This is a genomic window from Bradyrhizobium sp. INPA03-11B (genome assembly GCF_040446015.1).
GTDB lineage: Bacteria > Pseudomonadota > Alphaproteobacteria > Rhizobiales > Xanthobacteraceae > Bradyrhizobium > Bradyrhizobium macuxiense_A.
Map to the genome: position 1 here is coordinate 48,951 of NZ_JASGSR010000019.1, position 17,666 is coordinate 66,616.

18 protein-coding genes are annotated in these 17,666 nt (G+C 64.4%); 6 read left to right on the plus strand and 12 right to left on the minus strand.

Going from position 1 to position 17,666, the window contains the following annotated elements:
- Positions 1-43 precede the first annotated feature (43 nt).
- The 5 genes from ugpA to QMZ05_RS10480 all read left to right on the plus strand — a co-directional run bounded on the left by ugpA (position 44) and on the right by QMZ05_RS10480 (position 3,771).
- Positions 44-925: a sn-glycerol-3-phosphate ABC transporter permease UgpA gene (gene ugpA / locus QMZ05_RS10460; protein WP_146986266.1), complete on the plus strand. Its 882-nt coding sequence runs from the start codon at positions 44-46 to the stop codon at positions 923-925.
- A complete protein-coding gene (gene ugpE / locus QMZ05_RS10465) occupies positions 925-1,773 on the plus strand; it encodes a sn-glycerol-3-phosphate ABC transporter permease UgpE (RefSeq protein ID WP_353700685.1) in 849 nt (282 codons plus the stop codon). Before ugpA ends, ugpE begins: the two co-directional genes overlap by 1 nt.
- A complete protein-coding gene (locus QMZ05_RS10470; protein ID WP_353700686.1) occupies positions 1,773-2,855 on the plus strand; it encodes a sn-glycerol-3-phosphate import ATP-binding protein UgpC in 1,083 nt (360 codons plus the stop codon). Before ugpE ends, QMZ05_RS10470 begins: the two co-directional genes overlap by 1 nt.
- 170 nt (positions 2,856-3,025) lie before the next feature.
- Positions 3,026-3,451, plus strand: coding sequence for an Hsp20 family protein (locus tag QMZ05_RS10475; protein WP_021082592.1), 426 nt, complete (start codon positions 3,026-3,028; stop codon positions 3,449-3,451).
- A 50-nt stretch (positions 3,452-3,501) separates the two neighbouring features.
- On the plus strand, positions 3,502-3,771 hold the full coding sequence (locus QMZ05_RS10480; RefSeq protein WP_050424105.1) for a DUF1150 domain-containing protein: 270 nt from the start codon (positions 3,502-3,504) through the stop codon (positions 3,769-3,771).
- 87 nt (positions 3,772-3,858) lie between these two features.
- On the opposite strand, the gene QMZ05_RS10485 is transcribed toward QMZ05_RS10480, so the two are convergent.
- The 5 genes from QMZ05_RS10485 to QMZ05_RS10505 all read right to left on the minus strand — a co-directional run bounded on the left by QMZ05_RS10485 (position 3,859) and on the right by QMZ05_RS10505 (position 9,583).
- A complete protein-coding gene (locus QMZ05_RS10485) occupies positions 3,859-4,206 on the minus strand; it encodes a DUF6665 family protein (RefSeq protein WP_353700687.1) in 348 nt (115 codons plus the stop codon).
- A gap of 109 nt (positions 4,207-4,315) precedes the next feature.
- On the minus strand, positions 4,316-5,647 hold the full coding sequence (locus QMZ05_RS10490; protein WP_353700688.1) for an MFS transporter: 1,332 nt from the start codon (positions 5,645-5,647) through the stop codon (positions 4,316-4,318).
- Between the two features lie 298 nt (positions 5,648-5,945).
- Positions 5,946-7,469, minus strand: a complete 1,524-nt coding sequence (locus QMZ05_RS10495) for an AMP-binding protein (protein WP_353700689.1) — start codon at positions 7,467-7,469, stop codon at positions 5,946-5,948.
- 143 nt (positions 7,470-7,612) lie between these two features.
- Positions 7,613-8,743, minus strand: coding sequence for a DUF5938 domain-containing protein (locus tag QMZ05_RS10500; RefSeq protein WP_353700690.1), 1,131 nt, complete (start codon positions 8,741-8,743; stop codon positions 7,613-7,615).
- A 36-nt stretch (positions 8,744-8,779) separates the two neighbouring features.
- Entirely contained in the window at positions 8,780-9,583 is an 804-nt protein-coding gene (locus QMZ05_RS10505) for an SDR family oxidoreductase (RefSeq protein ID WP_050424116.1), read from the minus strand.
- Between the two features lie 365 nt (positions 9,584-9,948).
- Here QMZ05_RS10505 and QMZ05_RS10510 point away from each other — a divergent pair, with 365 nt between their 5' ends.
- A complete protein-coding gene (locus QMZ05_RS10510) occupies positions 9,949-10,554 on the plus strand; it encodes a TetR/AcrR family transcriptional regulator (protein WP_353700691.1) in 606 nt (201 codons plus the stop codon).
- Between the two features lie 199 nt (positions 10,555-10,753).
- Here QMZ05_RS10510 and ptsN read toward each other — a convergent pair whose 3' ends face one another.
- The 7 genes from ptsN to lptC all read right to left on the minus strand — a co-directional run bounded on the left by ptsN (position 10,754) and on the right by lptC (position 17,575).
- The gene (ptsN, locus tag QMZ05_RS10515) at positions 10,754-11,215 is read right to left on the minus strand and encodes a PTS IIA-like nitrogen regulatory protein PtsN (protein WP_016843543.1); all 462 of its coding nucleotides are present in this window, start codon (positions 11,213-11,215) and stop codon (positions 10,754-10,756) included.
- 231 nt (positions 11,216-11,446) lie between these two features.
- Positions 11,447-12,046 (minus strand): ribosome-associated translation inhibitor RaiA, encoded by a 600-nt coding sequence (gene raiA, locus QMZ05_RS10520; RefSeq protein ID WP_353700692.1) that lies wholly within the window; start codon positions 12,044-12,046, stop codon positions 11,447-11,449.
- A 185-nt stretch (positions 12,047-12,231) separates the two neighbouring features.
- On the minus strand, positions 12,232-13,887 hold the full coding sequence (gene rpoN, locus QMZ05_RS10525) for an RNA polymerase factor sigma-54 (RefSeq protein WP_353700693.1): 1,656 nt from the start codon (positions 13,885-13,887) through the stop codon (positions 12,232-12,234).
- A 205-nt stretch (positions 13,888-14,092) separates the two neighbouring features.
- Positions 14,093-15,079, minus strand: coding sequence for an LPS export ABC transporter ATP-binding protein (gene lptB / locus QMZ05_RS10530; RefSeq protein ID WP_074131723.1), 987 nt, complete (start codon positions 15,077-15,079; stop codon positions 14,093-14,095).
- A 320-nt stretch (positions 15,080-15,399) separates the two neighbouring features.
- Positions 15,400-16,035, minus strand: a complete 636-nt coding sequence (locus tag QMZ05_RS10535) for an LptA/OstA family protein (protein ID WP_353700721.1) — start codon at positions 16,033-16,035, stop codon at positions 15,400-15,402.
- A 71-nt stretch (positions 16,036-16,106) separates the two neighbouring features.
- Positions 16,107-16,835, minus strand: coding sequence for an LptA/OstA family protein (locus tag QMZ05_RS10540; protein WP_353700722.1), 729 nt, complete (start codon positions 16,833-16,835; stop codon positions 16,107-16,109).
- 8 nt (positions 16,836-16,843) lie between these two features.
- Positions 16,844-17,575 (minus strand): LPS export ABC transporter periplasmic protein LptC, encoded by a 732-nt coding sequence (gene lptC / locus QMZ05_RS10545; protein WP_074131722.1) that lies wholly within the window; start codon positions 17,573-17,575, stop codon positions 16,844-16,846.
- Positions 17,576-17,666 lie beyond the last annotated feature (91 nt).

The following is a 17,666-nucleotide window of genomic DNA, read 5'->3' on the forward strand; positions in this document are numbered from 1 at the left end:
ACCGGCAGGCCGCGACAAGCGGCCTGCCATTTCGTTAGAGATCATGCAAAAGCAAGCGATTTTCCAATCAAAGCTGTTGCCTTACGCGCTGGTTGCCCCGCAACTCGCGATCGTGCTGATCTTTTTCTACTGGCCGGCCGCACAGGCGGTGATCCAGTCCTTCCTGCTGCAGGACGCCTTCGGCCTGTCGACCAGCTTCGTGTGGTTCGAGAACTATCTCGAGCTGTTCAAGGAGCCGGCCTATTTCGCCGCCATCATCCGCACCTTCGCGTTCTCGTTCGCGATCGCGGTGTCCTCGCTGTCGTTTGCGCTGCTGCTCGCGGTGATGGCGGACAAGCCGTTGCGCGGCTCGACGCTCTACCGCACGCTTCTCATCTGGCCCTACGCGGTGGCCCCGCCTGTCGTCGGCGTGCTCTGGGTGTTCATGCTGCACCCTTCGCTCGGCGTGCTGTCGCGCTATCTGCGCGCGATGGGCGTTGACTGGAATCCGCTGCTCGACGGCGACCAGGCTGCGGCCCTGATCATCCTCGCCGCGGCGTGGAAGCAGATCTCCTACAATTTCCTGTTCTTCCTCGCAGGGCTGCAGAGCATCCCGAAGAGCGTGATCGAGGCCGCCGCGATCGACGGCGCGCGCCCGATGCGGCGGTTCTGGACCGTGATCTTCCCGCTGCTGTCGCCGACCATCTTCTTCCTCCTGGTCATCAACATCGTCTACGCCTTCTTCGACACCTTCGGCATCATCGACACCATGACCCGCGGCGGCCCCGGCAAGGCGACCGAAACGCTGGTCTACAAGGTCTATACGGATGGCCTGCTCGGCGGCAATCTCGGCTCCTCGGCGGCGCAATCGGTCATCCTGATGGTCATCGTGGTCGTGCTGACCGGCATCCAGTTCCGCTTCGTCGAGCGCAAGGTGACCTACTGATGGTCGAGGAAGAGGGCTTCCAGCGCTATCTGGCTCACGTCATCCTGTGGATCGGGATCGCGATCGTTGCCTTCCCGGTTTATCTCGCGATCGTCGCCTCGACCCAGGACAACGCCGTCATCGCCAACGGCCAGATGTCGCTGTTGCCCGGCGGCCATTTCATCGAGACCTACTACCAGACGCTGTTTGTCGGCACGAGCGGCTCGACCCGCGAGCCGGTGCTGAACATGATGCTGAACTCGCTGGTCATGGCGCTCCTGATCGCGGTCGGCAAGATCGCGATCTCGATCATCTCGGCCTATGCGATCGTCTATTTCCGGTTTCCGTTCCGGATGGCGATCTTCTGGATCATCTTCATCACCCTGATGCTGCCGGTCGAGGTGCGCATCTATCCAACCTACAAGATCGTCGCCGATCTGCATCTGCTCGATAGTTACGCCGGCCTGTCGCTGCCGCTGATCGCGTCCGCCACCGCGACGCTGCTGTTCCGGCAGTTCTTCATGACGGTGCCGGATGAATTGCTGGAAGCCTCGCGCATCGACGGCGCGGGCCCGTTCCGCTTCTTCTGGGATACGCTGCTGCCGCTGTCGCGCACCAACATGGCCGCGCTGTTCGTGATCCTCTTCATCCTCGGCTGGAATCAATATCTCTGGCCGCTGTTGATCACCACGCGCGACGACATGCAGACCATCCAGGTCGGCATCCGCAAGATGATCACCACGACCGACGCGCTGACCGAATGGCCGGTCGTGATGGCGACCGCGCTGCTCGCGATGCTGCCGCCGGTGTTCGTCGTCGTCGTGATGCAGAAACTGTTCGTGCGCGGATTGGTGGAGACGGAAAAGTAATGGCTAACGTCACGCTGCGCAGCGTCCGCAAGACCTATCCCGGCGGCTTCGAGGCCATCAAGGGCGTCGATGTCGACGTCGGCGACGGCCAGTTCTGCGTGCTGGTCGGCCCTTCCGGCTGCGGCAAGTCGACGCTGCTGCGCATGGTCGCCGGGCTCGAGACCATCACCGGCGGCGAGATCGATATCGGCGGCCGCGTCGTCAATCAGGTCGAGCCCGCCGATCGCGACATCGCGATGGTGTTCCAGAACTACGCGCTCTATCCGCATATGAGCGTCTACAACAACATGGCCTACGGCCTGCGCAACCGCGGCATGGCGGAGGCCGAGGTCAAGACCCGCGTCGAGGAAGCCGCGCGCGTGCTCGAGCTGTCGCCGATGCTGGAGCGCAAGCCGCGCCAGCTTTCCGGCGGCCAGCGCCAGCGCGTCGCGATGGGCCGCGCCATCGTGCGCCAGCCGAAGGTGTTCCTGTTCGACGAGCCGTTGTCGAATCTCGACGCCAAGCTGCGCATCGCGATGCGGGTCGAGATCCGCAAGCTGCAGCGCCGGCTCAACACCACGTCGATCTACGTCACCCACGACCAGCTCGAGGCGATGACGCTCGCCGACATCCTCGTGGTCATGAATGGCGGCCAGGTCGAGCAGATCGGCAATCCGCTGGATATCTACCAGCGGCCGGCGACCACCTTCGTCGCCTCCTTCATCGGCGCGCCGCCGATGAACCTGATGCCGCTGCGCTCGGACGAGCTGACGTCCCAGATCGCCGGCGCCGATGGCGCAGGGATCGTCGGGATCCGGCCGGAGGATTTCGTGATCTCCAGCGAGACCGTGTCAGGGGGCGTCGCGCTCGGCCTGACGGTCGAGGCGATCGAGCATGTCGGCGCCGAGACTTTTGTTTATGGCAGCCGCCAGCGCGAGGAGCAGGGGGTTGCCGCCAATCCGGGCGAGCTGCCGCCGGGCGAGGTCATCGTCCGGGTTCCCGGCGCCACCGGCCCCGCGATCGGCGAGCGGATCCGGGCGGTCGCCCCACGCGACAAACTGCATCTTTTTACCGCTGATGGCCGGAAGCGCGTCGCCGGGTAACCGATCGAGAAGAATTTGCCCTCATGTTGCGGGCGTTTAGGCTGGTTTCGGGGCTGCTTGAACGCTATCCAGATCGCCCCCATATCCCTCACTGACCGGAGGCCAGACGGCCCACCGGTTGCATGGGGCGCCGCAAGGGCCCCTCAAAGTCGCTTCGAGAGGACTTTGTAATGTCTCGTGTTCCATCGTTGTCCAGTCCGTTCCTTCTGGGATTCGACGAGATCGAGCGTGCGCTCGACCGCGTCGTGAAGGGCGCTGACGGCTATCCTCCCTACAACATCGAGCGGTGCGACCGTACCAACGGGCAGCCTGAGCGGCTCCGCATCACGTTGGCAGTGGCGGGCTTCACCCGCGACCAACTCGATGTAACTATTGAGGAAAATCAGCTCGTCATCCGCGGCCGCCAGCAGGACGACAAGGCGCGGCAATACATCCATCGCGGCATTGCCGCGCGCCACTTCCAGCGCACCTTCGTGCTGGCGGAGGGGATGCAGGTGCTGGGCGCGGATCTGAAGAACGGGTTGTTGTCGATTGACCTGGCCAGGCCGGAACCTGAACGGGTCATTAAGACAATCGCTATCAATGAGCACGAATAATAGAAACAAGGAGCGGACTCGACCGCTTATCTCGCTGAGGAGTCGAGACCATGAGTGACATGAGTACCACCACCATCGAATCCAGCAACGTCACGCCGGAAGCGCTGGCTCATCTGGGCGAGGGCCATATCGCCTATGTGAAGCAGGTCCGTTCCGAGGACGTGCCCGATCTCTTTCCGCAGGCGCCGAAAATCGCGCCCGGCCTCAAGCTGTTCGCACTGCATGCCGCGGACGGCACGCCGATGATGCTCACCGACAGCCGCGAAGCCGCGATCGCCAACGCCTGGAGCAACGAGCTGCAAGCCGTCAGCGTCCACTGACACAAATTTCCTGATCGGGTGCTGAATTCAGCACCCGCGAATTCAATGCGCGGGCAGGCCTCCACCTAAGGCGGCCCGCGCATTTTTTTATGGCGATGCGGACGATGCAGCGAGCATCGGACCCATGCTGAGCTGCACCTCGCCGGGAACGTTGTAGTCGCGCATCAGCATCCGGTTGTTGCGCAGCCCGCACGCCTCCCGCTGCACCACGAACATCCAGAGCGCATGGCCGGCTTCCCGCACCAGGGTGCGCCGTGCCCGTTGCGCCGGCGCTGATGCATCATCGCGCGGATGCGCGGCATCGAACTCGCGCAGCTTGGTGAGGGCCTGTTCCAGCGCGCGACCCATCCGGCCGAGCGCACTCGCTCTCTCTTCGGCAAGCTCGTAAGCGAGAACGTCGACGGGAACGCGATCAAGGCGAAAGTCGCGGGACATCAGTGAATCCGTAGGGTCGCATGCGCAACGATGCGCCCATCGTCTTCCCCGGTGCTCGCTTGTCAATAGGCGCCGGCCGCGTTCCATCCGTCGGTCACGGATCATTCGATCAAGGTCTGTCGTGCTCCTCGGAAATGTCCTTGTTGGTGTAGTCGGGCATCATAGCGGTCGCGGCAATGCTGACGACCGCGCAGAACAGAATGTAGAGCGCGATCGCATAACCTGACCCGGTGGCCGCGAGCAGCGCGGTGGCGATCAGCGGCGCCGGTCCGCCTGATATCACCGAGGAGAGCTGGTAGCCGATCGAGCAGCCGCTGTAGCGCAGCCGCGGCGTGAAGCACTCGGCAATCAGGGCCGCCTGCGGTCCATACGTCAAGGCGTGCGGTACGAATGACAGCACGATGGCGATGAAGATCAACCACGGCGTGCCGGTGTTCAGCATGGCGAAATACGCAAAGCCGAACAGCCCGGTCAGGACCGCGCCGATCGTGTAGAGGCGCTTGCGCCCGACGCGATCCGACAGGTGCCCGGCCAGCGGGATGGTGAAGAGCTCGATGGTGCCGGCGCAGATCAAGCAGACCAGCAGGAAGTCGCGGTCCTGATGGATCACCTGGGTGCCGTAGGCGAAGACAAAAGCCAGATAGATATAGGCCGGCGCCTGTTCGACCATTCGCGCCAGCGCCGAGAGGATGATCGAGCGCGGCTGACGCTTGATCACCTCGATCACCGGGACCCGTGCGACACGGTTCTCGGCCACGATCCGGCGGAACGTCGGCGTCTCCATGATGCCGAGCCGGATGTAGAGCCCGATGGCGATCATCACGAGGCTGAGCAGGAACGGGATGCGCCAGCCCCAAACCAGGAATTGATCGCCGGACAGACGGCTGAACACCAGCACCGCTATGTTCGCGAGCAACAGTCCGGCGGGACCGCCGAGCTGCGGCCATGAGGTGATGAAGCCGCGATGCTGGTTGGTGCGCGCCCACTCCATCGAGAGCAGCACCGAGCCGCCCCACTCGCCGCCGACGCCAACGCCCTGGATGAAACGGATGACGGTCAGGATCACCGCACCCCAGATGCCGATCTGGTCATAGGTGGGGACGAGGCCGACGGCCGCAGTGGCAAGTCCGGTCAGCAGCAACGTTGCGATCAGCGTGGCCTTGCGGCCGATGCGATCGCCATAATGGCCGAAGATCGCGGCACCGATCGGCCGCGCGATGAAGCCCACCGTGTAGATCGCGAACGCCTCCAGCACGCCGACAAGAGGATCGGACTTCGGGAAAAACAGCTTGCCGAACACGAGCCCGGTCACCGTGCTGTAAAGCAGGAAGTCGTACCATTCGATGGTGGTGCCCACCGTGCTGGCGATCAATGCGCGACGCAATTGCGCCTGATGCTCGGCTTCCGGCAGTGGGGTGACTGCAATGTCCAATGTCGTCATGTGCATCTCCCTGGCCGACATATTCGGCCTTCTGGAATGCGTTGCGCCACCGTCCAGGGCGGTGGACGATGCTATCGATGCCCGATTGCCAGTTTGGTTGGGGCGGCGTCGCCAATGCGCGGGTCGCGCCCATGCAGGGCCCCGGGAAGCCGGTCCTTGGATCGCGAGCGGCCCAACCGATCGCCATCGCGGGAGTACGACATCCCTTGTGACACGGTCTTGCAGACCGAAATCTAGCCCTTCGGTCCGCCCGGTAAATTCGACCTTGGTCTGTGGCTTACGCCAACTGATCGAACGCTCAGGTCAGTCGCGCGCGGATGTCCGGCTTCAGCACCTTGCCGACCTTGGAGCGTGGAAGATCGTCCCAGACCTCGATCTGCTTCGGCGTCTTGATGCTGCCGATCTGCTGCTTGACGAATGCGGTCAGCGCAATCGCATCGACGGTGTGGCCGACGCGCGGCTGCACCACGGCGACGATGCGCTCGCCCCATTTGTCGTCGGGCAATCCGATCACAGCGCAATCCTGCACCGCCTCATGGGCGCGCAACGCGTTCTCGACCTCGATCGAATAGACGTTGAAGCCGCCGGTGATGATCATATCCTTGGCGCGATCGACGATATAGAGGTAGCCATCGCTATCGATGTAGCCGATGTCGCCGGTGTGGTGCCAGCCATGCAGTGATGCTTCGCGCGTGGCCTCCGGGTTCTTGTAGTAGCCTTCCATGACGAGCGAGCCGCGCACCACGATCTCGCCGCGCGATCCCGCCGGCAACAGCTTGCCGTCGCCATCCATGATGCCGGCCTGCACCAGCGGACCGATCCGCCCGGCCGACGCAAGCCGCTCCATCGCGATGCTGCCATCCGGATTGTAGTGATCGGCGGGCGGCATCATCGAGATCATCATCGGCGCCTCGGTCTGGCCGAACAGCTGCGCCATCGGCCCGATCCGCTGCAATGCTTCCGCGAGACGCGTCGCCGAGATCGGCGCAGCGCCATACCAGAAGCACTGCAATGAGCTGCGATCGGCCGCGTCGAGCCCGGGATGATCGAGCAGCATGTAGATCACGGTCGGCGGCAGGAAGGTATGAGTGACGCGGTAGCGCTCGATCAGCGCCAGGAACTCGCCGATATCAGGGTGGTGCATGATCACGACGCGGCCGCCGAGCGTCATGATCGGGACACACAACACGCCGGCGGCATGCGTGAGCGGCGCCAGCGCGAGATAGACCGGACGACCCTTGAACGGGTAGCCCATCAGGGTCAGCGCGGTCATCGCCTCGATGTTGCGCCCCGACAGCATCACGCCCTTCGGCTTGCCGGTGGTGCCGCCGGTACCGGGAATCATCGCGAGGTCGTCGATCGTGTCGCGTTGATAGTGATCGTCAGCGAGCCCGGAGAGCCAACGGTCGAATGACGGCGCGAACGGCAATTCGGTATCGAGACAGACCAGCGCGCGCAGCTTCGGCAGGTCCGGCCTGACGGCCTCGACCATCGGCGCGAAGCTGGAATGAAACAGCAGCAGGTTGCAATCGAACTGGTCGAGGATGAACTTGTTCTCGGCCGCCTCGTTGCGCGGATTGATCGGGCACCACACGGCGGCAGCACGCGAGATGCCGAACACGCAGGCGAAGGCGAGCGGATCGTTACCGGACAGGATCGCGACCTTGTCGCCGGGCGCGATGCCCGAGCGCTCGAGCCCGCGCGCGATCCGGTAGCTCAGCCGCTGCACCTCGCCATAGCTGAGGTCGCGGCCATCCATGGTGAGGCACGGCGCGTCGGCACCGAGCGAGGCGCCCTTGTCGAGATAGTCGATGAAGCGCATGGCGGGTCTCGCAAGAGGCGCGGGTGACGCGCGACTGCGCCACCCGCGGATAGTGCGTTTTCGAGCAGGGCAGATACCAGTCCGCTTGACGAAAACGCTTCAGGGAGCGGAGTGTTGAGCCCCGATCCGATCGGGGCTCAAGCTTAGTCGTGCACGGTCAGGACCGGCTTGCCGACCAGGCCGAAGCTGCGCAGCTGCCCGAGCAGTTCGTGATGGCCGAACGCCTGGCAGCCGGAGGCGAAGCCCACGCGCTTGGGCGACTGCTGCAGCAGGTACGCCGCGGCAAAGGCCTGCAGCATGCCGGTCTGCTTGTAGTTGCTGTTGCCATAGATGACGCAGTGCGCGCGCCCCAGCGGGCCGGAGGCATACACCGAATCCAGCGACTTGTTGACGCGCGGATTCTCGCGCGGCGGCATGCTGTTCATCACGCCGGCCGCGGTCTGCGCCAGCGCGGCGTAGCGCTCGTCGGGCTTCATGTCCTTGGTCGCCTCCAGCGCGGCGGCGACGATCTGCGGCACGCCCAGCATCAGCGCGCGGTTGAACACGCCGCCCAGCACCTTCACGTTGGCCACGCGCGGATCGCGCTTGAACCACACCGGGTGCGAGGTGCCGCCCCAGGGCAGCGCCAGCGCCAGCTCGTGCTGGCCGGGGATTGCGAGGTTGTAGAGGCCGGCATCGGGCTGATGCTCGACGTACTTGTTCTGCTCGAGGTAGTAGGCCTTGGCCATCGCGGCGTTGACCAGGATGGTCTGCGTCGAGGCGATGGTCGGGCTGCCGCCCCAGAACACTGCGATATCGAGCGTGTCGAGGCCGGGCGTCTCCAGGCACAGCTGCGCGGCGATCTCGCCGGTGGTGTACATCTGCGCGATGCCCGGCGCCAGCAGCAGGCCGGCGTTGCCGAACTTCGCGCCGAACTCCTGCTCGAGCGTGATCAGCCAGTCCTGCTCGCCGGTCGTGTCGGTGTAGTGGCACTTGGCAGCAAGGCAAGCCTGCACCACCTCGACGCCGAACTTGGCAAACGGGCCCACGGTGTTGAGCACCACCGAGGCGCCCTTGAACAATTCGGTGAGCGCCGAGACGGTATGCGGCACCGTCACCACCTCATAGTCGGCGGTCTCGATGCCGGCCACGTTCGACTTCATCGCGGCGTTGAGCTTGTCGGCGCTGCGCCCGGCGGCGATGAAGGGGATGTTGTACTCACGCAGATATTCGCAGACCAGCCGGCCGGTGTAGCCGGACGCGCCATAGACGATGACGGGCTTCTTCTCGCTCATTGCGATCCTCCGAAATGCTTGTTGTCGGCTTCGTTGCTACATGCCCATGCCGCCATCGACCGGCAGGCCGATGCCGGTGATGAAGCGGGCATCGTTCGAGCACAGGAACACCGCGGCGTCGGCGATGTCGGAGACCTCCGCGAGCTTGCCGAGCGGCGTCTGCTCCACCACCGAGCCGACGGCGGCATTGACGTCGGGCGCAAGGCCGATCTTCACGATGTCATTGGCGAGTTGCAGGCCCATGTCGGTCGGGATCAGGCCGGGATAGATGCAGTTGACGCGCACGCCATAGCCGAGCTTGCCGGCCTCCATCGCACCGACCCGCGTCATGCGATCGACCGCGGATTTGGTGCCGGAATAGACGGCGATGCTCGGGAAAGCGATCGTCGCCGCGACGGATGCGATGTTGACCACCGCGCCGCCCTTGCCGGCGGCGCCGCCCGGCCGCATCGCACGGAAGGCGTGCTTCATGCCGAGCACGGTGCCGACGATGTTGACGTCGCACATCCGGCGCGCATCCTCGGCCTTGATGTCCGCGACCAGCGAGGTGATCTCGATGCCGGCATTGTTGATCAGGATGTCGAAGCCGCCGAGGGTTTCGACCGTTGCGGCGGCGGCCCTCTCCCATTGCGCGTCGTCGGTGACGTCGAGCTTTGCAAAGCCGGTCTTGACGCCGGCCTTGGCGATCTCGGCGGCGGTGGCCTTGCCGGCATCGTCCAGAATATCGCCGATCATGACCGCGGCGCCGGAGCGCGCCAGCGCCTGCGCGATGGCTGCGCCAATCCCCCGGGCGCCGCCGGTGACCAGGGCTTTCCTGCCTTCAAGGCTCTTCCCACTCATGACGTAGTCCTCCCTTTGCTTGGTGATTTCTGGTGCTGCTGAGATCGGCAGTGCGGGCCGGCACGCCTGCGCATTCGAAGCGCATTGGTGGTCGCGGCCGGCGTCGGCGGGGCGCAGCATGGCGCGCCCCTGGCGGTGCATTTCCTCCTGTTGATCGATTGGTCAGCCGTCTTGACGGTTGTCCAAATTATTTCGCCAACCCTCGTCCAGGAACTTGACACTTGTCAAGCCTGAATTTGACAAATGTCAAAGAGGATGATGTGAAGGGATGGAGCGCGCCGCGGTCGCCGCGGTATAGTCGCTGAACGGAAGAGACAGAGGGAAGGCACGGGATGGCGCGGCAAGCGACAGGAGCGGCCCAACGCGTGGCTGTGGCGACCGAGACGCTGCGCGACGAGAAGTTCAACGCACGGCGCATCGAGCTTGCGGAGGCCGCGCTGGAGACGCTCGGCGAGCTCGGCTTCGCGCGCACCAGCCTGCGCGAGATCGCACAGAACTCCGCCTTCACGCACGGCGTGTTTCACTACTACTTCAGCGACAAGCTCGATCTGATCTGCTGCTGCGTCCGTCACTACAAGGCGAAATGCGTGACGCGCTATGACGAAGTGGTGACGACGGCGCAAAGCCGCGACGAATTGACCGAAGGCTTCCTCGCCAAGCTCGCGGCGACGTTGCGGGACGAAGCGCGCATGCACCGGCTCTGGTACGATCTGCGCTCACAAGCGATGTTCGAACCCGCGTTTCGCAAGGACGTGCTCGAGATCGACAAGAGCCTGGAAGCGATGATCTGGCGGATCGCCACGCGCTATGCCGAACTCGGCAACAAGAAGCCGGCATCGTCTCCGGCCGCGCTCTATGCGCTGTTCGACGGCCTGTTCCAGAGCGCGCTGCTCAGGCATCTCGCCAATGACGAGAAGGCCGTGCCGGATCTGCTCGACGAAGTCCGCCGTCTGCTGCCGACGATCTGCTGAGACGTTCCAGTACTTCGTAGCCCGGATGGAGCGCAGCGAAATCCGGGATTCGCGCCAGCCGTGAGAGTCCCGGATTGCGCTTCGCTTCATCCGGGCTACGGACTGAAAGTGTTCGACCGCGCGCTCGCCTGCGCCTTCGCGTGACGAACAGACCATTTCCGAATGACAGTTGCGCGAATGAATTCGCTGACGCGGATGATTACGCCGCGCTCGCCGGCGGCAGCGCGAGCACCGAGTAGATCGCCTGTGCGTCGCGCGAGGCGCGCAGCTTCTTGGCGACGTCCTGGTCGCGCAGCAGGCGGGCGATGCGCGCCAGCGCCTTGAGATGATCGGCGCCGGCGCCTTCGGGCGCCAGCAGCAGGAAGATCAGGTCGACCGGCTGGCCGTCCATCGCCTCGAAATCGATCGGGCGCTCGAGGCGGGCGAAGAAGCCGAACAGCTTCTCCAGCTTGGGCAGCTTGCCGTGCGGAATGGCGACGCCGTAGCCGACCGCCGTGGTGCCGAGCTTCTCGCGCTGCAGCAGCACCTCGAAGATCGCGCGCTCGTTCTGGCCGGTCAGCGCCGAAGCACGCGCGGCGAGTTCCTGCAGCGCCTGCTTCTTGCTGATGACTTTCAAAGCCGGAAGTATCGCCTCGGGTGCGACCAGATCGGTAATCGGCATTGGGACGTTCCGAGGTGAATGACCGTCAGGTTGCGAAATAGGCTTTACAGCGGCGGCGTCAAGAAGATGAGGTGGGATGCGGGCTTAGCCCGGGTCCATTTGGCAGGGCTTCTACTCCAACGTATCGGCGGTGCCAACACCTGCGAACCCTGTTCCGCCCCCCTTGTTCCTGGAGGCGGCGGACCATAAGCAGGGCTGGCTTCCGACGTCAATGCCATCTGCCAACTATCCTCAGGGGCTCACCGCAGGCGGATCGACCCAGCCGACATTGCCGTCCGTACGGCGGTATATGATGTTCAACCGGCCACTGCCGCCATGCTGGAACACCAGGCAGGAGGCGCCGGTCAGATCGAGCTCCATCACGGCCTCGCTGACCGACAGCCGCTTCAGCGCGGTGGTTGCCTCGGCAATGATGACAGGGCTGTATTCGGTGACCTCGTCCTCGTTCTCGGGCGCCTCGATGACATAACTTGGCGCGTCGAGCCCGACGCCGTTCAATTCGGCAAGCGCAGCGGTCGCGGCATAGGTCTTGCGGGCGGAGCGATCCTTGAGCCGGCTCTTGTAGCGGCGCAGGCGCTTCTCGATCATCAGGAGCGCGGCGTCCGCGCTGGCATAGGCGTCGGCGGCGTTGGATTCGGCCTCCAGCGTGATCCCGGAATCCAGATGCAGCGCGCAGTCGGTTCGGAAGCCGAAGCCATCCTTGCTCAGCGTGATGTGACCGGAATAGTTGCCATCAAAATACTTTCGCAGGACCTCGTCGGTGCGGTCGCTGACGCGCGCACGAAGCGCCTCGCCGATGCTGATGCTCTTTCCCGAGATTCGAAGGGTCATTTGATGCCTCAATTGCTGGGATGCCTCGGTCAGTCTTGCAGGAGCATGATGGTTGCTGGATTCCGGTTACCTTCCTTTCTGGACGTTGCTCGACCTGGAAAGGTTGAGACTATCGCGATTTGACGCGAACGCAACGAGGGCATGGACCTGTCCGTACTCGGACGGGGCCATCCTCAAGAAGTAACCTAAACGGGGGCTGTATCGCGCGAGCGGTCGGGCGAGGAGGCAGGAGCCGAAAGGGCATTACCGAGCATGCTCTGTTTGTCACGGCGGCGCTGCACCGAGGATGGTATCCGCATCGCCTCACGGTACTTCGCGACGGTGCGGCGGGCGATATCAATGCCCGAGGCGCGCAAACGTTCCACGATCGTGTCGTCGGACAGGATCGCCGACGGCGCCTCGCCGTCGATCAGCTGCTTGATGTGGTGACGCACCGCCTCGGCCGAATGCGCCTCTCCGCCGTCGGCGGACGCGATCGACGCGGTGAAAAAATACTTCAATTCAAAACTGCCGCGATTGGTCGCCATGTATTTGTTGGCGGTGACGCGCGACACCGTCGATTCATGCATCTGGATCGCGTCCGCGACTGCCTTCAGATTCAGCGGCCTTAAGTGCGCGACGCCATAGGTGAAGAATCCGTCCTGCTGGCGGACGATTTCGGTCGCGACCTTCAGGATGGTGCGGGCGCGCTGATCGAGCGCGCGCACCAGCCAGGTCGCGTTCTGCAGGCAGTCGGTGAAGTACGACTTGTCGCCGTCCTTGCGGATCGTCTTCGACAGCTCAGAGTAATAGGTCTGGTTGACCAGAACGCGCGGCAGAGTGTCGCTGTTGAGCTCGACGTGCCAGCCGCCGTCGGGACCCGGACGCACATAGACGTCGGGCACCATGGTCTGCGTCCGCGAGGTGCCGAACTTCAGGCCGGGCTTGGGATCGAGCCGGCGGATCTCGGCGATCATGTCGGTGATGTCTTCGTCGTCGACGCCGCACAGCTTGCGCAGGCCGGCGATGTCGCGCTTGGCGAGCAGATCGAGATGCTCGACCAGCGCCTGCATCGCTGGGTCGTAGCGATCGAGCTCGCGCAGCTGGATCGCCAGGCACTCGCTCAGGTTTCGCGCGCAGACACCCGGTGGATCGAATTTCTGCAGCACGGCGACGACCTCGTCGACCGCTTGCTGCGACGCACCGAGCCGTTCGGCGGCCTGGCCGAGATCGGCCGGCAGGTAGCCGGCATCGTCGACCAGGTCGATCAGATACTGCCCGATCATGCGCTGCGCCGGCGCCGAGAACGCCACCGCGAGCTGTTCGGCGAGGTGATCGGCGAGCGTCAGCTCGGCGGCCACGAAGGCTTCGAGATTGTATTCGTCGTCGCTGGAGGCGCCGCCACCCCATTCGGTATAGACCGAGGGTGGCGCGTCCTGCGCGGCGCGCGCGGCCGCCTCCGCCGGCTCCTCCGAGAACACATTGTCGAGACCGGTATCGAGCGTCTGCTCGATCTCGGCGCGGGTGCCGAGGTCGCGGTTCAGCCACTCCTCCTGGCCAGGCTCGAAAGCGGCTTCGCCGCCCGAGCCTGCGGCCGTGTCGGAGCCGTCGCCATCGTCACCGTAGCTGGAGGAACCATCGGAATCGCCGTAGTCCTGCCGCTCCATGGCCGGCTCGCCGGCGACCGGCGGTTCCGGTCCGTCGGCTGCCCGCTCCAGCAGCGGGTTGCGCTCCAGCTCTTCCTCGACAAAGGCCGACAGGTCCAGGTTCGACAGCTGCAGCAGCTTGATCGCCTGCATCAGCTGCGGCGTCATCACCAGCGACTGCGACTGGCGGAACTCTAGTCTTTGCGTCAGCGCCATGGAGGCAAGATCGATTCCAAAAAGTTGGCTCGATTCTTGCTTATCTTAGTCCGAAGCCCTTGTACACGGCTTGACGGACGCAAAATTTGGGGTAAGCGCGATCAGCAAAAGTGGACGCCCGGTTTTGCGTCCGATCGCGCGTCAGATTCTTTAATTAGCGCATGATCTTATCGCCAAACCGCTTCACACTTTGGCGGATCATGCGCTACAGGCGGAATTCCTCGCCAAGGTAAAGCCGACGTACATCGGGATCGTTAACGATCTCCTCCGGGCTTCCCTCAGTCAAGATCTCACCGGCATAGACGATGTAGGCACGGTCGGTCAGGCCGAGCGTCTCGCGGACGTTATGGTCGGTGATCAGCACGCCGATGCCGCGGTTGGTGAGATGGCGGACGAGGTCCTGGATGTCGCCGACCGCGATCGGGTCGATGCCGGCGAACGGCTCGTCGAGCAGCATGTAATTGGGCCGCGTCGCCAGCGCGCGCGCGATTTCGACGCGGCGGCGCTCGCCGCCGGACAGCGCGATCGACGGGCTCTTGCGCAGACGCGTGATGTTGAATTCATCGAGCAGCGAATCCAGCTCGTGCTCGCGCTTCTTCTTCGAGGGCTCGACGACCTCGAGCACCGCGCGGATGTTCTGCTCGACCGACAGGCCGCGGAAGATCGACGCTTCCTGCGGCAGATAGCCGATGCCGAGACGTGCGCGCTGATACATCGGCAGCTTGGTGACGTCGTGGCCGTCGAGCTCGATCGCGCCGCGATCGGCCTTGATCAGGCCCGTGATCATGTAGAACACCGTGGTCTTGCCGGCGCCGTTCGGCCCGAGCAGGCCGACGGCCTCGCCGCGGCGCACATAGATGCTGACGCCGCGCACGACCTGGCGGCTGCCGAAGCTCTTTTCCACGCTATGCACAGCCAGGTAGCCCGGCCGCTTGATCAGCTGCGGCGCCGCCGGGGCGCTGTTCCTGGCTGGCCTTGCCCGCGCCGGAGCGGGCGCAGCTGCGGGCTGGGATCGCGGCAGCTCGGCGGCAGGAACCGAGGCGGCGCGCGCCATCGGCGGCGCGTCACGCACCGGCGACGTCAGCATCTCGCCGAACTGGTCGCCGAGCGCCGTGATGTCGTCATGCGAGCGCGCAAATCCGGAGCTGCGTTTCGCAGAGCGCCGCCGGAACATGCCGAGAAAATCCACCATCCCCGCTTCGCTTCAGCCTTTCACGGTGATCCCGCGACTTTGCCTGCGGACCTATCGATTCGCACGCGTACCCGCAAGCATGCGCCGGAAACCTGGATACCGGCCTTCCCTCGCGGCAAAAGCGGACGCCTCTGCGCGGAGATTATGCTCAAACAACACGGCAAAGCGCGATCACCCGCGCCTTGAATGAATGGATGCCCCTGTCCCGGCCAACAACTCCCCCTCGAAGGCATATCGTTCGGCCGGGCCGCTGGAGTAGATACAGTCTCGCCCCGCGCGCTTCAACCTCGCGGCCGCAAAATATTATCTAATGCATTGATTCATCTTGATTTTGATGGCTTGGCGGAAGCTGACGGGGGGCTTACGGGGATGGTCGCGGCCGGCGCGCCGTCGCAGTCTTGGCCCTGAACGACCTTGGCCTGCACCCTGCCGTTGTCGGCTTCCACGCGCGAGACGCCGGTCGTCATGTCCACGAGCAGACGATCGCCGCGCACAACGTTCTGGCACTGGGTCAGCACCACCTGGCTGCCACCGCCGCCGAGCATGGTGATCAGATTGGTCTTGGTGTCGAAGATCGCGGTCGTGCCGGTGACGACCTGATCCTTCTGGGTCACGACGACATCGCCCTTCGCTTCCAGCCGGTTGATCGAGGATGCGCCGGCGGGGCCGGGCGTTGCCGATTGCGGCGGCGGGCCCTTGGCTGCGGTGGAGCTCGGCGCAGTCGCCGGCGGCTGGGTCGACTTGTCCTCGTAGAACACGACCAGGACCTTCGAGGTCATGGTGGTGTCGCCCTGAGTGACTTTCACATTGCCGGAGAAAGTCGCCTCCTTCTTCTTGTCACGCATTTCGAGCACAGCCGCCTCGATCTTGACCGGCTGGTTGCGGTTCTGCGCGAAACCCTGCATGGCGTTGGGCACCGACGCAGTGCCCTGTCCGCGCGCGGTGTCGCACGCCATCAGGGCGAGGAGAGCGACGAGTGCGGCGCGCGAAACCAGCATCGGCATGACGATCCTCGCGCCGGCGGCGCTTATTTCGACTTGCTACCCGGCAGCAGTTGAAGCGGTGACGGGGCCGCTGGGGCCGTGCCGGGGGCGGCCGGCGTGCCGCAGCCGCCCTTGCCGCTCTGTCCGCCCTGCGACTGGATGAACAGGCCCTGCACCTTGCCGCTGTCGGATTCCACCCGCGAGACGCCGGTGGTCATGTCGACCAGCAGGCGGTCGCCGCGCAGCACATTCTGGCACTGGGTCAGCACCACCTGGCCGCCACCGCCGCCGAGCATGGTGATCAGGTTGGTCTTGGTGTCGAAGATCGCGGTCTCGCCGGTGACGACCTGGTCCTTCTGGGTGACGACGACGTTGCCCTTCGCCTCCAGCCGCTTGATCGAGGACGCGCCGCCGGGGCCCGGGGTTGCCGACTGCATCGGCGCGGCGCCCTTGGCGGCGGCACCCTTGGTGGCTGCCGGCGCAGGCGCCGGCGCCTGGGTCGATTTATCCTCGTAGAACACCACCAGCACCTTCGAGGTCATGGTGGTGTCGCCCTGCACAACCTTCACATTGCCGGAGAAGGTCGCCTCCTTTTTCTTGTCCCGCATCTCGAGCGCGGCAGCCTCGATCTGGATCGGCTGGTCGCGATTCTGCGAGAAGCCCTGCATGGCGTTGGGAACGCCCGACATCGAACCCTGCGCGGACGCAGCGCCGGCTGCAAACAGCGTGAGCAGAAAGGCCGCGATTGCGAAGCCGTGCGGAAAACGTCTCATCATCAAATTCATTTCGTGTTGGCGGATTTGCGCGCCTTCGGTGGCGGCGGAGGTGGCGGTGGCGCGGCCTCGGCAGGCGGACTCGGATTGTTGTCGCCGAGCTTGTCGAGATACATCACGACATTGCCTTCGAACCGCACCAGCTCGCCGCTGTTGTAGATCCTGAGGCGATCTGATGTCAGCGTGCCCTCGAGCAGCTTGACGTCGACATGCTCGTCCGACGAGACGTTGCCCTTGTTGATGTCGACGAAGGCCTGCGTCAGCTTGGCCTCATAGCCGGTGGACGACTGCAGGAAGATATCCTGGCGCAGGTCGAGCAGCTGCTTCTTGTTGTCGAAGAAGCCCGTGCGCGCATCCATCGTCACCGTCGACTGATCCTGTTGCGCCACCTTGGCGCGGATCGTCTTCAGCTCGACATGGTCGGGATCGGTGACGTCCTGGATCGCCGCCTTGGCCCACATCTCATAGGGCCGGCCATCGGCCGAGAAGCCGGCGATGTGCGGCGATTCCATCGTGATCTTGGTGCCCGACACCACGAGGTTGTCCATCTCGACCGGGAGCTTGGGGATCATTTCGCGGAATGGATTGTAGACCGAGACGAAGATGATCGAGGCCATCGCGAGGCCCACGACCGCAGGCACCGCGACGCGCAGGATCCGCACCATGCGGCTGTGCCGCGCGGCAGCGGCAAAGCGCGCCTCGAGGCCAGTGACATAGGCTGGATTCTGAACCGAATTCACCTGAGCTCCAGAGGCGCGAAATTGCCCCTATTCTAGCCGGAGCCGCCCAAATATGCAGCCCGGACCTCGCGTCGCGCCCCCGCAGGGAGAC

Bases quoted from the DNA above. Each gene is read 5' to 3' on its own strand.
- ugpA (WP_146986266.1), top strand. From the start codon at position 44: ATGCAAAAGCAAGCGATTTTCCAATCAAAGCTGTTGCCTTACGCGCTG.
- ugpE (WP_353700685.1), top strand. From the start codon at position 925: ATGGTCGAGGAAGAGGGCTTCCAGCGCTATCTGGCTCACGTCATCCTG.
- QMZ05_RS10470 (WP_353700686.1), top strand. From the start codon at position 1,773: ATGGCTAACGTCACGCTGCGCAGCGTCCGCAAGACCTATCCCGGCGGC.
- QMZ05_RS10475 (WP_021082592.1), top strand. From the start codon at position 3,026: ATGTCTCGTGTTCCATCGTTGTCCAGTCCGTTCCTTCTGGGATTCGAC.
- QMZ05_RS10480 (WP_050424105.1), top strand. From the start codon at position 3,502: ATGAGTGACATGAGTACCACCACCATCGAATCCAGCAACGTCACGCCG.
- QMZ05_RS10485 (WP_353700687.1), bottom strand. From the start codon at position 4,206: ATGTCCCGCGACTTTCGCCTTGATCGCGTTCCCGTCGACGTTCTCGCT.
- QMZ05_RS10490 (WP_353700688.1), bottom strand. From the start codon at position 5,647: ATGACGACATTGGACATTGCAGTCACCCCACTGCCGGAAGCCGAGCAT.
- QMZ05_RS10495 (WP_353700689.1), bottom strand. From the start codon at position 7,469: ATGCGCTTCATCGACTATCTCGACAAGGGCGCCTCGCTCGGTGCCGAC.
- QMZ05_RS10500 (WP_353700690.1), bottom strand. From the start codon at position 8,743: ATGAGCGAGAAGAAGCCCGTCATCGTCTATGGCGCGTCCGGCTACACC.
- QMZ05_RS10505 (WP_050424116.1), bottom strand. From the start codon at position 9,583: ATGAGTGGGAAGAGCCTTGAAGGCAGGAAAGCCCTGGTCACCGGCGGC.
- ptsN (WP_016843543.1), bottom strand. From the start codon at position 11,215: ATGCCGATTACCGATCTGGTCGCACCCGAGGCGATACTTCCGGCTTTG.
- raiA (WP_353700692.1), bottom strand. From the start codon at position 12,046: ATGACCCTTCGAATCTCGGGAAAGAGCATCAGCATCGGCGAGGCGCTT.
- rpoN (WP_353700693.1), bottom strand. From the start codon at position 13,887: ATGGCGCTGACGCAAAGACTAGAGTTCCGCCAGTCGCAGTCGCTGGTG.
- lptB (WP_074131723.1), bottom strand. From the start codon at position 15,079: ATGGTGGATTTTCTCGGCATGTTCCGGCGGCGCTCTGCGAAACGCAGC.
- QMZ05_RS10535 (WP_353700721.1), bottom strand. From the start codon at position 16,035: ATGGCGTGCGACACCGCGCGCGGACAGGGCACTGCGTCGGTGCCCAAC.
- QMZ05_RS10540 (WP_353700722.1), bottom strand. From the start codon at position 16,835: ATGAGACGTTTTCCGCACGGCTTCGCAATCGCGGCCTTTCTGCTCACG.